Origin of the sequence: Pontibacter flavimaris (assembly GCF_001907195.1) — a bacterium.
GTDB lineage: Bacteria > Bacteroidota > Bacteroidia > Cytophagales > Hymenobacteraceae > Pontibacter > Pontibacter flavimaris.
Genome location: NZ_LVWA01000005.1, coordinates 860,829 through 875,298, shown reverse-complemented (window position 1 = coordinate 875,298; position 14,470 = coordinate 860,829). Strand labels below are relative to the sequence as shown.

The following is a 14,470-nucleotide window of genomic DNA, read 5'->3' as shown; positions in this document are numbered from 1 at the left end:
ACTTCACTTACAAACCTCAACCTCAACACAGATCGCGCATGGAGTCATACTTCCAACTGAGGCAAAACAACACCAACGTCAAGACGGAAATCATTGCGGGCATTTCCTCCTTCCTGGCCACCGCCTACATCATTGTTGTGAACCCCACCATTCTGGCGCAGGCCGGGATGCCTTTTTCCGGGGTGCTGACGGCCACGGTGCTGGTGTCGTTTTTCAGCAGCGTGATGATGGGCCTGTATGCCCGGAATCCGGTTCTGGTGGCTCCTGGCATGGGGCTGAACGCTTTCTTCACTTTCTCGGCGGTGCTGGGGATGGGCGTGACGTGGCAGGTGGCGCTGGGGGCGGTCTTTTGGTCAGGCGTGGTATTCCTCCTGCTTTCCTTGTTCAACATCCGGACCATGATCGTGCGGGCGATACCGCGGCCGCTGCGCTTCGCCATTGCCGCCGGTATCGGCCTGTTTATCACCCTGGTGGGGCTCATCAATGCCAAGTTTATCGTTGCCAACCCTGCCACCGTTCTTGGGGTAGGCGCGCTTACGCCGGCGCTGCTTACGTTCCTGGCCGGGCTGCTGGTAACCTCCATCCTGGTAGTGCGCAACGTGAAAGGCGGCATCCTGCTGGGCATCCTGTTCACCACCCTGCTCTCCTACCCGCTGGGCCGCTGGTGGGCCACCGACCTGGACCCGCTCATTTCCTGGCAGGGTGTGCTCGCCGCCCCGGACTTCAGCCTGGTACTGGAACTGGATCTGGTAAACTCCTTTCAGCTTGCTATCGTGCCGGTCGTCTTCGCCTTCCTGTTCACGGATATGTTCGATAGCATCTCCACGTTCGTAGGCCTGGCCGAGGCGGCAGACCTGATGGACGAGCACGGGGAGCCGCGCAACATCCAGCGCTCGCTCACGACCGATGCGGTGGCCACCACACTGGCCGGTTTGGTGGGCTCCAGCCCGGGCACGGCTTACGTGGAGTCGGCGGTGGGCATAGAGGCGGGCGGGCGCACCGGCCTGACGGCGGTGGTGGGCGGTCTGCTGTTCCTGCCTTTCCTGTTCCTGGCCCCTTTGCTCTCGATGATTCCGGCTATCGCCACGGCCCCGGCCCTGGTACTGGTGGGGGCCTTCATGATCCGGCCGGTAACTAAGATAGACTGGTTTAAAATGGATGATGCCCTGCCGGCTTTCCTGGCCATGGTCCTCATCCCGTTCACTTATTCCATCACCCAGGGCATCATCTGGGGTTTCCTGAGCTGGACGGCCCTGAAAGTGGTGACCGGCAAGCGAAAAGAGGTTAGCCTCGCCCTTTGGATTATCAACTTCTTCGCTATACTTGCACTCATGCTTTAGGGGCAAAATAGCCTGTACCAAGGCAAAAGTGTGGAATGTTTCCACACAGTGAACTTGATTTTACCATATTTCTGTTGGTAGTTGTGTTGCTGTATCGGATTTTTTAGTAATCTTAAACAATATTTGAAATGCAGCAGGGTTAGGCCTGTAAGTAAAGGCACTTAAAAAGGTATAATTCTTTAACTTCACCTGCCGGACGACCCATAGCAGAAATACAAAATTCAGTAAAAACCAAAACCTTAAATTATGAAGGCACTCTTTTTCTCCCTCGCGCTCGTGTGTTCTGCCTCTTTTGTACAGGCACAGGGCAATAAAGCAGAAAAAGCACCTGCAGCCAACGCAAAACTTGAAAAACAATTCGAGAGTCTGAAAAGCGGCTCCAACACCTGGCAGGGCTACAAAGTTGTAAAAATCACCACACTGGAGTCATTCTGGAGAACCGTACAGGAGACCGTGGCTGCCAAAGACAAGAAACTGGATAACTTCGAGGCGGAGGCCGATGCCAAGCTGCAGGAGGCGCGCAAAGACGTGGCCGCCCAGGAGCAGCAGCTGCAGGCCATGCAGGAGGAGATGAAAAAGAAGGAGGCCGAGGTACAGCAAAGCATCCACGACATAACGCATATCACTGTCCTGGGCATTGACGTGCCCAAGCAATTCTACGTGCTGCTGAACAGCGGCATCATCATCGCCCTGCTCATTGCCTTAGGCGTGATGGCTGTGCAGCACAAGAGCAGCAAGAGCGTCGCCAGCGAAAAGCGCAGGGCTTTTGACGAAATGGAGCTGGAGCTGAACGAGTATAAGAAGAGCGCCCGCGAGCGTGAACTCAAGATAAAGCGTGAGCTGCAAACGGAGCTTAACCGCGTGGAGGAACTGAAGCAGCAGCTTGCTAGTGTGAAGAAGCAGCCGCAGCTGTAAGCCGGCCCAACATAAAATATAGCCCCGGTAGCTTTTTCAGAAGTTGCCGGGGCTATTTGTTTTTGCAGGTTATACTTTATACTTGAGCTATAGCTATACTTATTACTTGCTGGTTTATACTTGCTAAAGTATGGAAAGAGCCTTGTCCTAATCTTTTTGTCATCCTGAAAGGATCTTATGGGCAAGATGCTGCAAGCTCAACCTTCCTTCTATCAGGTTTCTTCCAGAAGAACGGTCGTCATTTATTCTTGTCGTTTATACTTGGGCTATACTTTATACTTTACTGGCGCAAGCGTCCGCTTGTGCCTTTCTGATCCCCTGCTTCCTTCCACTTGAGCTAAGCTATACTTGCTAGCTGCAGCTGTTCCACGGCTTTACTACCTGCTCGTTTCATCTCCAGCTTTGGCTCCCTCTAGCCCGGGAGGGCTCGTCTTTGGGCATCGCGCTGGGAGCTTTTCCTGCCCTCGTGCCTCGGGCTGCCTGCGGCACCGGAAAAACTCGCATAGGCGCTCAACCCAAAGACTGGGAACAATTCGATAGCTACGGCCTTACTGTCATCTCGAATGAAATGAGAGATCTCTATAGAATTCGGGATAGATCTCTCGCTCTGCTCGAGATGACAGGAGAAAGTGGCAAGTATAGAATTAAATTTTACGACAAGAAAACAATGTATCTATAATCTGAAGGCTTGTACCTGCTGCATCCTCATGGCTCAAACCTGCCAGATATAACTCAATTATTAAGAGTTGCCCCCACTACAACTCCACTTCCCCGTGGGTATAATGGTGGTAGTCTTTTACTACTGTTTGTAGAAAATCCCACTCCGACAACTCGCCGGGCTGGATGCCGGTGATTTCCCGAACGCGGAGCGCCATCTTCTCCAGCAGCTCATAGTTATTATACTTCTGCGCTTTGTAAAGGAGCTTGCGTATGATCGCCACGTCCTGATCGGTCAGCAGGTGCACCTCCGGGAACCGCACCTGATACCCTTCTTCCGTCGTCACCATGGCCGACTCTCTTTTACGGACTGCGCGGGTGCGGATGACGCAGGTGCCGGCGGCCATATCGCCGAGGCGCTGCCCTTTGTTGCTAACGGCTACGGTGACCAGCGCCACCAACCCCTGTGATGCTGCCGTGTCCACCAGCCTGAACAGCCAGCGCAGCAGATAATCGCCAAGAGACGGTGCTCCACCGGAAAGCTTCACTACTTTCAGGTCACGGGCCTTCTTCCCGACACTTTGCCCGTTCAGGAAGATCTCGCATAACAAATGGTAAAACACCATCGGCACCACAATCAAAAAGCCGAGAATCGCTCCTTCGTCCAGGCCTGTTGCCGCAAATATAACAGCCCAACCCACCAGCCACACGCCCATCACCACCATGTCGATAATATGGGCTACGATACGGTCGCCCACGCTGGCCAACGGATACTCTACCTCCACATGCTGCGTGGTCCGGATTCTAATGGTATTCATCTTCAATAAAATAAGTTTGCTTTCATTTTTTTTACATCACAATATACATATATTTGGTTGAGTATAAAATACAGTACCCGTGCGCGAAGCAGCCTTTATCCGAAAAAACAAACTTAAATGGAAGGCATACGAGCAGCAGAAAACCTCCGGCCCCGACGCACTGGCCGATAGGTTTATTGAGCTGACCGAAGACCTGGCCTACGCGCGCACTTTTTACCCGGAGTCGGACACCACCTCCTACCTGAACGCCCTGGCTGGCAAGACACACCAGGCCATCTATAAAAACAAAAAGGAGAAAAGTAACCGCTTCGTCAGCTTCTGGAAGTATGAATTGCCCTTCCTGTTCCGGCAGCACCACCGCCAGCTGGGCTATGCCTTCCTGATCTTTGCAGTAGCCTGCGGCATTGGCGCCCTCTCCGCCGCCCTGGACGATACCTTTGTGCGCCTCATCCTCGGCGACCGCTACGTGAACATGACCTTGGAGAACATCCGGAATGGCGACCCGATGGCTGTGTACAAAAGCCACGGCGAGACGGAGATGTTCCTCTACATCACCTTTAACAACATCAAGGTATCCTTCCTGGCCTTTGTGCTGGGGGTGTTCTTTTCGGTGGGCACGTTCTGGGTGCTGTTTCAGAACGGGGTGATGCTCGGGGCTTTTCAATACTTCTTCTACAAGCAGGGGCTGCTTTTCACCTCCTTCCTCACCATCTGGATACACGGCACGCTGGAGATATCGGCCATCGTGATTGCGGGCTGCGCCGGCTTTGTGATGGGCAACAGCCTCCTCTTTCCGAAGACCCACTCCCGCCTGCACTCCTTTAAGCAAGGGGCCCGCAGGGGACTCAAGATCGTGGTGGGGCTGGTTCCGGTGTTCCTCACGGCGGGTTTTCTGGAGGGCTTCGTGACGCGCCACACCGACATGCCGCTGGCCCTGAGCCTGCTCATCATCCTGTCATCGGCCGGATTTATACTTTACTATTTCATACTCTACTCACGTTCACTGCACAGAAACAATGCTACACACCACACAGAAAATTAACTTAAGGCAGGAAAGGGATTTCGGCGAGAAGCTGAACGCCACCTTCGCCTTCCTGAAAACAAACTTTAAACCCTTGTCTAAAGCCATGCTGCTGTACGTGTCGCCGGTGGCGCTCATAGGCGGCATTTTCTCGGGGATGCACCAATCGCGCATGTTCCAGCAACTTACCGGCGAGGGGCCCTATAGCACCATGGGCGAGTATACTTTCTTCAACCAGGTTACCTCGCTCAACTACCTGGTTTCGCTCTTTTTCACCGTGATGGCCCTTGTTATCGTCGCCCTGACGGTGTACGGATACATGGTAGCGTACATGGATGACGAGGGAGAGGTGACGCCGGCTGCCGTGTGGGAGCATATCAAAAGAAACCTGATCCAGGCCGTGTACGCCAGTATCGCCATTGGGGTGGTCTGCTTTCTGAGCTTTTTCCTGCTGGGCCTGGGCATTTACCTGGCGGTGGTGCTCTCCCTCTTCCTGGTAGTGATGGTGCGCGAGGAGACGGGCTTTATAGAAAGTATAGAACGTTGCTTTTACCTGATCAAAGGCAACTGGTGGGCTACTTTTGGCCTTATCATCATAGCGAGTATCATTCAAAGTATGATTGCCTGGCTGGCTGCCGTGCCCCTGGGAGCAGTTATGATGATGCGCGTGCTCCAGGTGCCGGGGGCCGAAAGCGAGTTACTGCTGGTGGCCTCTAACACGGTTGCCACCATGCTCACCACCTTTACCTACTGCATCTCGACGCTGGCGCTGGGCTTCCAGTACTTTAACCTGGTGGAGCAGAAAGACGGCCTGGGCCTCATGGAGCAGGTAGAGTTGATCGGCAGCCACAACCAGACCCTTACCACCAATGAGGGAGAGTTTTAAGCACTTTCACGTCTTTATTCTTATACTTTGCCTGCTGCTCGGTTCTGGCCCCATCGCGCATGCCCAGTTGCAGGATAGTATTCCGGCCGCGCGCCAGCCGGTGGTGGTCCGCCCGTTGGATGCCGAGCGGCTGGAGACCCTGCGCGCATCCGGGGATTTCCAGTATTACGAGGAGGTAAACACGGGCGCCACCTTCTGGGAGCGGCTCAAGCACCGCGTGCAGCAGTGGCTGCAGGATGTCTTCTACGAGGGGCAGGCGAGCGGCTTCTGGGAAGTGCTGCTTTACCTGGCCCTGGCGGCGGCGATCGTGTTCATCATAATTAAAATGCAAAACGTGGAAGCAAGCGGCCTGTTTGGCAGAAAGGTGGCAAGTATAAACCTGCCTTACGAGGTGCTCGAGGAAAACATCCATGAGATGGACATGAAAGCCCTGATTGCCGAGGCCACCGCGCAGCGCGACTACCGCAAGGCCGTGCGCCTGCACTACCTGCAAAGCCTGAAGCTCCTGACCGACAGGACCCTGATCGAGTGGAAACCGGGTAAGACCAACCGCAGCTACATCTCCGAAATTAAACCTGCCGCCATACGCCAGGAGTTTGAGCAGCTTACGGGCATGTTCGAGTACGTGTGGTACGGCGGTGCAGGCCTTGGCGATGAGGTGTATACTTCCGCACAGGCAGAGTTTCGTCAGTTCGATAACCTGGTAACGCAGCACGCATGAAAGGCTACCGCAGGTATATGGCGATAATTTTGCTGCTCTTCGGGGCCCTGGTGCTGCTGGAGTATTTCCGGCCAAAGGCGGTGGACTGGTCTCTAACCTTTTCCAGGGAAGATAAGATCCCCTACGGCACCTACGCACTCTATGAGTTGCTGCCGGGCCTCTTCCCCGGCCAGCGGGTAGAGCCGGTGCGCGAGCCGATCTACAACCAGTTGCAGGACACTACCCACAGCGGCAACTACGTGTTCATTCAGAAATACTTCGCCGCCGACAGCCTGGACACGAACCTGTTGCTCGACTTCGTGCACCGGGGAAACCACGTGTTCATAGCAGCCGATGAGTACAGCGAGTTCCTGCAGGATACGCTGTATTTCGATACCGTTTTCATGAATACCACCTCCCCCGACTCCACAGGCTTTTACTTTACGAGCCAGCCGGAGCAGCAGGTGTATACGTTTCCGCCCAACAATAACAGCCGCTACATCCGGGTAAAAAAGCAGGCGGGGCACGAGGCGCTGGGGCGCAACAAGGCGGGGATGCTTAACTTTATGCGGGTGCCCTTCGGCGAGGGGAACTTCTACATCAGCTCAGTGCCACTGGCTTTCACCAATTACCAGCTCCTGACCCTGAACCAACCCGACTATGCCGCCACCGCCCTCTCCCACCTGCCTGTGCAGCCAGTGCTGTGGGACGAATACCAGAACCTGGGCCGGGAGGAGGACCAGTCGGTGTTACGGGTGCTGATGCGGCACGAGTCGCTGACCTGGGCCTATTATGTGGCGCTGGCGGGCATGGTGCTTTTCCTGCTGTTTAAAAGCAAGCGCACGCAGCGCATCATCCCGGTGCTAGAGCCGCCGCGAAACACCACCCTGGATTTCGTGAAGACCATCGGAAGTTTATACTTTAACCACGGCGACCACAAGAACATCGCCGAGAAAAAGATAGCTTTTTTCCTGGAGCACCTGCGCCTGCACTTCCACCTCACCACCCATACACTGGACGAGGAGCTGCGCGAGCGGGTAGTGACAAAGTCAGGCGCCGACGCCGCGTTGGTGAACGATATTTTCGGGCTCATCCGCTCCATCACACAAAGCAAGGCCATCAGCGCACAAACGCTGCTGCTGCTCAACTCCCATTTAGAAGATTTCTACAAACAAACCTCCCCGGGGGCAAAGTATAAAGTATAGTTATGCAAGAAGACGTACTCATCACCACACAGGAAAACAAGACGGATTACAGTGCCCTGCGCGGCGCCACAGAAAGTATAAAGCAGGAGCTGCGCCAGATCATCGTCGGTCAGGAGAAATTGATCGAGCTGCTGCTGGTAGCCCTGATGGCCGACGGGCACGTGCTGATAGAAGGCGTGCCCGGCATCGCTAAAACCCTGACAGCAAAGCTACTGGCGCGCACCGTGCAGGTAGATTTCAGCCGCATCCAGTTCACCCCGGACCTGATGCCCTCGGATGTGCTGGGCACCTCGGTTTTCCATCCCGGCTCGGCCACGTTCGAGTACAAGCAGGGACCCATCTTCGCCAACATTGTGCTGATAGATGAGATAAACCGTGCCCCCGCCAAAACGCAGGCCTCACTGTTCGAGGTGATGGAGGAGCAGCACATCACCCACGACGGCAAGGTGTACCCGCTGGCCGCCCCTTTTGTGGTGCTGGCTACCCAAAACCCGATTGAGCAGGAAGGAACCTACCGCCTGCCTGAGGCGCAACTCGACCGCTTTATGTTTAAGGTGCTGGTGGATTACCCCAGTCTGGAAGAGGAAGTGCAGATACTGGAGCTGCAGCACAAGGGCCCGCAGCTGAAGAAGGAACTGGACCAGGTGCAGCCGGTGCTCTCGGCGGAGCAGTTGCTGGCGCTGCGCCAGGCGGTGCAGGCCGTACATTTGGACAAAAAACTGCTGGAATACATTGCCCAGATCGTGACGGAAACCAGGGTAAACAAATCTTTATACTTAGGTGCCTCGCCGCGCGCCTCCATTGCCCTGCTCAACAGCTCCAAAGCCCTCGCGGCCCTGCGTGGTCGCGGCTTCGTGACGCCGGAGGATGTGCAGGAACTAGCCCCAGTCGTGCTGCGCCACCGCATCCTGCTCACCCCGGAGCGAGAGATGGAAGGCATCACCCCTGATGAGGTGATTAAACTGATCGTTCAGAAAATAGACGTGCCGCGCTAGTGCATTTTATCCGTAGCCTATACTTTACCAACCGCCTCTACCAGAGCCTGGCTGCCCTGGCGTGCCTGTTCGTGCTGGCCTTCTTTGTGCCGGTGCTGCTGGTGCTCGCCAAGGTGGCCCTGGCGGTGCTGGTGCTGCTCACGCTGCTGGACCTGCTCCTGCTCTACCGCAACCGGGCCGGTGTGTACGCCAGCCGCAGTATGCAGGAGAAGCTCTCCAACGGCAGCGACAACGATGTATGCCTGTACCTGGAGAACAAGTATAACTTTACCCTGCATGCCGAGGTGATCGATGAGTTGCCGTTCCAGTTTCAAAAGCGCGACACGTTGTTCAGGGCGGCTGTCCCGCTGGGGCGCACCCACATCATCCAGTATACTTTGCGGCCCACCAAACGGGGCAGCTACAGCTTCGGCGCCATCAACGTGTTTGCCATGAGTGTGCTGCAACTGGTAAAGCGCCGCTACAAATTCGCCCAGAACCAGGAGGTGCCGGTGTATCCTTCGTTTATTGAGATGCGGCAGTATGAGCTGCTGGCCGTGTCTAACAGGCTGCACGAGATGGGCCTCAAGAAGATCCGCCGCATCGGGCAGAGCACTGAGTTCGAGCAGATCAGGAATTACGTGGCCGGCGATGACCAGCGCACCATCAACTGGAAAGCCTCGGCCCGCAGGGCAGAACTGATGGTCAACAGTTTCCAGGACGAGAAGTCGCAGCAGGTGTACAGCCTCATCGACAAGGGACGCGCCATGCAGATGCCGTTCGAGGGCCTGACCTTGCTGGATTATGCCATCAACGCCTCGCTGGTCATCTCCAACATCGCAATGAAAAAGCAGGACAAGGCTGGTGTCATCACCTTCTCTGATAAAATGAGCAACATCCTGCCCGCGCAGCGCAAGTCCGACCAGCTGCGCCGCATCCTGGAACTGCTCTACAACCAGAAAACGCTGTTCCGGGAAACCGACTACGAGCGACTGTACGCCACCGTGCGCCATACGATAAAACAACGCAGCCTGCTGCTGCTGTTCACCAACTTCGAGACGCTGAACAGCGCCCAGCGCCAGCTTCCCTACCTGCGGGCGCTGGCCAAAAACCACCTGCTGGTAGTGATCTTCTTCGAAAACACGGAACTGCACAGCCTGCTGCACCAGCCCGCCGCCAGCACCGAGGAAGTATACACCAAAGCCATTGCCCAAAAGTTCAGCCACGACAAGCGGCAGATAGTGAAGGAGCTGCAAGTGCATGGCATTCACGCCATCCTCACCCCGCCAAAAGACCTGACGGCAAACACGATCAACAAATACTTGGAGCTGAAGGCCCGCGGGTTGATATAAAAAAGGGAGACAAAGCTTGTCTCCCTTTTTTGGTCAGGTTAGTAAAGTTAGAATAGTGGCGTGTTGTAAGGTGAGAGTAAAAGTCTTTCGATATTGTTAGTTTTCGTTTCTGTTCTTTAAATGGAGTGTTGATACATACCCCTATACTTATACTTATACTTATACTGCCACAGGCTGCTCTGCCGCAGGCTGCTTTTGCAGGTACTTATCTACGAAAGGTGTGTAGATGGCCAGCAGGCTGAAGAGCAGCAACAAATACAGGTACCAGGCCGAGGACCAGAGATCGAGGAAGTTGAGCTGCCCGTTCGAGAAGCTCACCAGCATCAGGATTTGGGCACCATACGGCAGCAGTCCCTGCACCACACAGGAGGCAATGTCGAGCAGCGCGGCGGTTTTGCGCTTGTCTATACTATACTCCTGGCTGATCTCCTTCACCACCTGTCCCGTCACGACGATGGAGACCGTGTTATTGGCAATGGCCGTATTCGTGCCCCCTACCAGCGACAGGATGCCGACCTGCGCCGAGCGAAACCCACTGGCGGCCTTGCTGACTTTTTTCAGCAGGAAGGCGATGCCGCCCGCCTCGCTGACCATCCGGGCCAGCCCGCCCGTAAGCATGGAGAGCAGGAAGATCTCGGTCATCCCCGTAAAGCCCTCGTAGACGCTTTTGCCAAAGGTCAGTAGCTCCAGCTGGCCCTGCCACAGCCCTACAGCTCCGGAAGCCAAAGTACCCAGGATGAGGACTACAAACACGTTTATGCCTGATACAGCCAAGGCAATGACCAGCAGGTAAGGCACGATCTGCCAGAAATTTGCCGCTTGCAGCTCCGGGAGCTGCGCCTCCACCGCTCCTGCCGTGTTCCAGCCTGTGAGGAGCAACAGCACCACCGTCACCAGGGCAGCCGGGCCGGCGATCAGGATGTTTACCCTAAACTTGTCGCGCATGCTACAACCCTGCGTTTGCGTGGCGGCAATGGTGGTATCGGAAATAAAGGAGAGGTTATCGCCAAACATGGCGCCTCCCAATAGCGCGCCCAGCAGCAAGGGCATGGACGTTTGGCTTTGCTCTGCCAGCCCCACCGCGATAGGCGCTAGAGCCACAATAGCCCCTACCGACGTTCCCGTGGCCGTTGACAGGAAGGCCGCCAGCAGAAATACGCCAAGGCCCAGGTACTGTACCGGCAGCACGCTCAGTCCCAGGTTTACGGTAGCATCCACGCCGCCCACAGCCTTTGTTACCGTGGCAAAAGCCCCGGCAAGCAGGTAGATCAGGCACATGGTGATGATCTTGGAATCGCCGCACCCCCTGATAAGCGCTGCTACCTTGGCCTCTGTGGAGCCCCGAAGTAGAAAGAAGGCGGAAATGATGCCCAGCACCACTGCCACAGGAGCCGGCAGGGCATAGAAGTCATTTAAAACAATGCCCGCGCCTAAAAACGTAAGCACAAACACCAGGAAAGGCACCAGGGCCCAACCGCCAGTTTTTTGAATATGTTGCATGTAAACGGTAGAGCGGGAAGCAGGCTCGAAATGCTTTACGGCAATTTTAGCCTCTTACGCCCTTAAAATGGAAATAATTGTCTTTGTTAATGAGGAGCCTGCACTCAGGCAGCTGTGTAGCGACGCAGTGTTTCTAACAACAGCAATAACAACAGACACGCCTTAGCCTTGGTTGTACAGGGAATACGCGGGAAATAAGATCGGGAAGCTGATGTAGTAAGCGCATGAAGTTAAATTTATAGGTCCCAAATTGGGCAGGTGTTAGCACCTTTACGGCCGGGGCCGTGGTTGCTAGAGGTTCGCTGAGCCTGCTCTCTCCCCTCTTCTTTATAAATCTTGCATAAAGATGCTGCAAAGGTAAAGCCAGCAAGGCTATTAAATCAAACCCAGAGGGGAAGTTCTCCTAAAGTTTATACTTCTAATTCTGATAGTTCAGTGTTAGAACTTGCATCTGAAGTTAATTTCCTACAAGTTTATACTTCGTAACCTACTATCCCTGACAGATCACATGAAGTTTACCGCTACTGCCTTTTCCGCGCTGCTCCTGGCCAGCGCCAGCCTCTACAGCTGCTCCCCCAACCCTTACGCCAGCACCAACCGCGCGCATAAAAAACAGCTGAAAGCCTATGCCAAAGAGCTGCGCACCGTACCCGCCATCAACCCAAAGGAGTCTATGCTGCCACTCGGCGAGCACTGGGTGGGCACCACCAACTTCAGCATGCGCAAAGCCAACTACGTTGTTATACACCACACGGCCCAGAACTCCACAGAGCATACTTTGAGGACCTTCACTTTGCCAAAGACGCAGGTAAGCGCGCACTACGTGATCGGGCGTGACGGCAAGGTATACCACATGCTCAACGACAACCTGCGCGCCTGGCATGGGGGCAACAGCCGCTGGGGCAACAACACCGACCTTAACTCCTCCTCCATCGGCATTGAGCTGGATAACAACGGGGCTGAGCCTTTTGCCGAGGCGCAGATCAGCAGCCTGCTGGAAGTTTTAGCGATGCTGAAGGAAAAGCACAACATCCCTGCCGAGAACTTTATCGGTCACTCCGACATCGCGCCGGTGCGCAAGGTAGACCCGAACGAAACGTTTCCGTGGAAGCAGCTGGCAGCGCATGGCTTTGGCCTGTGGTACGATGAGGGCGTGGTGGAGCAGTACCTACAGCCGGCCGCCCCGATAACGGTGCTCGACAGCACCGGCACAGCGCCCGTACTTATACTTCAGCCCCTGGACTCCGTCTCTACCATTCCGCCGCACTTTAACCCCAAAGAGGCACTCCGCATCATCGGGTACGACACCCGCGACATGCCCGCCGCCATCCGCGCCTTTAAGCTGCACTTTATCCAGGAGGAGGTGAACATGGAGTTGACAGAAAAAGACAAGATCATACTTTACAACCTGTACCAGAAATACCTGTAGGCTAAGCCTCAATCAAGTATAAAATCTGCGTTGCGATTAACCCACCCCTACCCTCCCGAGAGGGGAATCAAATTGTACTTGTAGGAATTCACCTTCTTGAAGGGATAGTGGTGGATCCCCTCTTTTACAAACCAGTAGACCGCAACTTGAGCTATAAAGTATAAAGCCGGCCCTGGCAGGAGAACCACTCTCCCACCGTGGCCGGCTGCTTTTATACTTCATACTTTATACTCGAGAGAAGTTAGCCAGCCATACTTTCTAATTTTCTAACTTTCTAACTCTCTAACTTTCTAACTCCTAAACTCTCTAGGCCAGCAGGTTCCACACATACCGCAGTATCAGTCCGGAAATGTAGGCGCCGTAGGTACCCACCGCATAGCCTAGCACGGCCAGCAGCACGCCCACCGGGGCCAGGTAGCGGTTAAACGCCGCCGCTACGATCGGCGCAGAGGCCGCACCCCCAATATTAGCCTGGCTGCCCACCGCCACATAGAAGAACGGAGCCCGTATCATACGCGCCACCACCAGCATAAAAAGGATGTGGAAGGTAATCCAGAAGGCGCCCACCAGGAACAGTTTCGGGTTATCCAGCACCGCGCCTAAGTCCATACTCATACCGATGGTGGCCACCAGGAAGTACAGGAAAATGGACCCAAAGCGGGAGGCGCCGAAGCCTTCCAGGTCGCGGGCCTTGGTGAACGAGAGCAACAGGCCAGCCGTGGTGGCAATGATCACGAGCCAGAAGAAGCCGCTGGTTATGGAGTATGTCTCCAGTTCCGGGAAGTTCTCGGCAAAGTAGGGCGCAATGATATCGGCCAGGAAGTGCGAAAGGCCGGTGAAGCCGAACGCTACGCCCAGTATCACCATCGTGGAGGTAACGGTGGGCATCTTGTGCTTGCCGGCCTGCAGCCCCTCCAGCCGCTCCTCCAACTCCCTGATCGGGCGGCTGTCGGCGTTCAGCAGCTTGTCAATTTTCTCCGGTTTCTGCGAGAAGTACAGCAGGAAGCCCATCCACACGTTCGCCACCAGCACATCCACGGCGATCATCTGCCCAAAGGCATCCTTGCTCGCCCCGAACACCTCCAGCATGGCCGCCTGGTTCGCGCCGCCGCCAATCCAGCTGCCTGCAATCGTGGAAAGGCCCTTCCATACTTCATCGTCGCCGGTGTAGAGCACATCCGGGAAAATGGAGCCAACCAGAAACAAGGCCAAGGGCCCGCCCAGTATAACCCCCAGCGTACCGGCAAAGAACATGATCACGGCCTTGCTGCCCAGCATGCGCAGCGACTTAAAGTCGATGCTGATGGTGAGCAGGATTAGAGAGGCTGGCAGGAAGAAACGCGACGCCACAAAGTATAACTGCGAGCTGTCGCCGGAAATGATGTTGAACGTATTGAGCAGCGCCGGCAAAAAATAGCACAGCAGCAGCGAGGGAATCAATTTGTAAAACTTCATCCAGAACCTATTGGTGCTGGATGAGGTATGGAAAACAGCGGCCAGGATGACGAGCAAAATGCCCAGCACCACGGCCTCGTTGGTGATCAGCGGTGCGCTAGTTTCGGTCATGGGTTGGAGTAGTGTTTGATGGTTAAGGGTGAAGTTCCGATTTGGATGGTGAACAGGCTGTTGCTCCGGAGCTGCCTGATCCTAAAACTTTAAAGTTAGAACGAGTA

Annotated in this window: 12 protein-coding genes and 1 riboswitch; of the genes, 9 read left to right on the top strand and 3 right to left on the bottom strand. The window is 55.1% G+C overall.

What is annotated here, in order from left to right; translation table 11 throughout:
* The first annotated feature begins 38 nt into the window (after positions 1-38).
* Together A3841_RS11980 and A3841_RS11975 are read left to right on the top strand one after the other, a co-directional pair.
* Positions 39-1,340 (top strand): NCS2 family permease, encoded by a 1,302-nt coding sequence (locus A3841_RS11980; RefSeq protein ID WP_073852517.1) that lies wholly within the window; start codon positions 39-41, stop codon positions 1,338-1,340.
* Positions 1,341-1,586: 246 nt separating this feature from the next.
* Positions 1,587-2,255, top strand: a complete 669-nt coding sequence (locus A3841_RS11975; protein WP_073852516.1) for a V-type ATP synthase subunit I domain-containing protein — start codon at positions 1,587-1,589, stop codon at positions 2,253-2,255.
* 755 nt (positions 2,256-3,010) lie between these two features.
* Here the strand turns inward: A3841_RS11975 and A3841_RS11965 are convergent.
* Positions 3,011-3,730 carry an RDD family protein gene (locus A3841_RS11965; RefSeq protein ID WP_073852514.1) on the bottom strand — a complete coding sequence of 240 codons (720 nt, stop codon included), beginning with the start codon at positions 3,728-3,730 and terminating at the stop codon, positions 3,011-3,013.
* Positions 3,731-3,809: 79 nt separating this feature from the next.
* Between A3841_RS11965 and A3841_RS11960 the strand changes: the two genes are divergently transcribed.
* Genes A3841_RS11960 through A3841_RS11935 form a run of 6 tightly spaced genes read left to right on the top strand, consistent with a single transcriptional unit; the run spans position 3,810 to position 9,868 of the window.
* Positions 3,810-4,772 carry a stage II sporulation protein M gene (locus A3841_RS11960; RefSeq protein WP_073852513.1) on the top strand — a complete coding sequence of 321 codons (963 nt, stop codon included), beginning with the start codon at positions 3,810-3,812 and terminating at the stop codon, positions 4,770-4,772.
* Positions 4,747-5,637 carry a hypothetical protein gene (locus tag A3841_RS11955; RefSeq protein WP_073852512.1) on the top strand — a complete coding sequence of 297 codons (891 nt, stop codon included), beginning with the start codon at positions 4,747-4,749 and terminating at the stop codon, positions 5,635-5,637. The genes A3841_RS11960 and A3841_RS11955 overlap by 26 nt, the downstream gene beginning before the upstream one ends.
* On the top strand, positions 5,621-6,358 hold the full coding sequence (locus A3841_RS11950; protein ID WP_073852511.1) for a DUF4129 domain-containing protein: 738 nt from the start codon (positions 5,621-5,623) through the stop codon (positions 6,356-6,358). The genes A3841_RS11955 and A3841_RS11950 overlap by 17 nt, the downstream gene beginning before the upstream one ends.
* 17 nt (positions 6,359-6,375) lie before the next feature.
* Positions 6,376-7,542, top strand: a complete 1,167-nt coding sequence (locus A3841_RS11945) for a DUF4350 domain-containing protein (RefSeq protein ID WP_170866180.1) — start codon at positions 6,376-6,378, stop codon at positions 7,540-7,542.
* Positions 7,543-7,544: 2 nt separating this feature from the next.
* A complete protein-coding gene (locus tag A3841_RS11940; protein WP_073852509.1) occupies positions 7,545-8,537 on the top strand; it encodes an AAA family ATPase in 993 nt (330 codons plus the stop codon).
* Positions 8,537-9,868, top strand: coding sequence for a DUF58 domain-containing protein (locus A3841_RS11935; protein ID WP_073852508.1), 1,332 nt, complete (start codon positions 8,537-8,539; stop codon positions 9,866-9,868). The genes A3841_RS11940 and A3841_RS11935 overlap by 1 nt, the downstream gene beginning before the upstream one ends.
* Positions 9,869-10,027: 159 nt before the next feature.
* Here the strand turns inward: A3841_RS11935 and A3841_RS11930 are convergent, their stop codons facing one another.
* Positions 10,028-11,368, bottom strand: a complete 1,341-nt coding sequence (locus tag A3841_RS11930) for a Na+/H+ antiporter NhaC family protein (protein WP_073852507.1) — start codon at positions 11,366-11,368, stop codon at positions 10,028-10,030.
* A gap of 233 nt (positions 11,369-11,601) precedes the next feature.
* A riboswitch (SAM riboswitch) is annotated at positions 11,602-11,704 on the bottom strand.
* Between the two features lie 109 nt (positions 11,705-11,813).
* On the opposite strand from A3841_RS11930, the gene A3841_RS11925 reads away from it, so the two are divergent.
* Positions 11,814-12,797: an N-acetylmuramoyl-L-alanine amidase gene (locus A3841_RS11925; protein WP_235861381.1), complete on the top strand. Its 984-nt coding sequence runs from the start codon at positions 11,814-11,816 to the stop codon at positions 12,795-12,797.
* Positions 12,798-13,103: 306 nt separating this feature from the next.
* On the opposite strand, the gene A3841_RS11920 is transcribed toward A3841_RS11925, so the two are convergent.
* A complete protein-coding gene (locus A3841_RS11920) occupies positions 13,104-14,363 on the bottom strand; it encodes a DUF819 family protein (RefSeq protein ID WP_073852505.1) in 1,260 nt (419 codons plus the stop codon).
* Positions 14,364-14,470 lie beyond the last annotated feature (107 nt).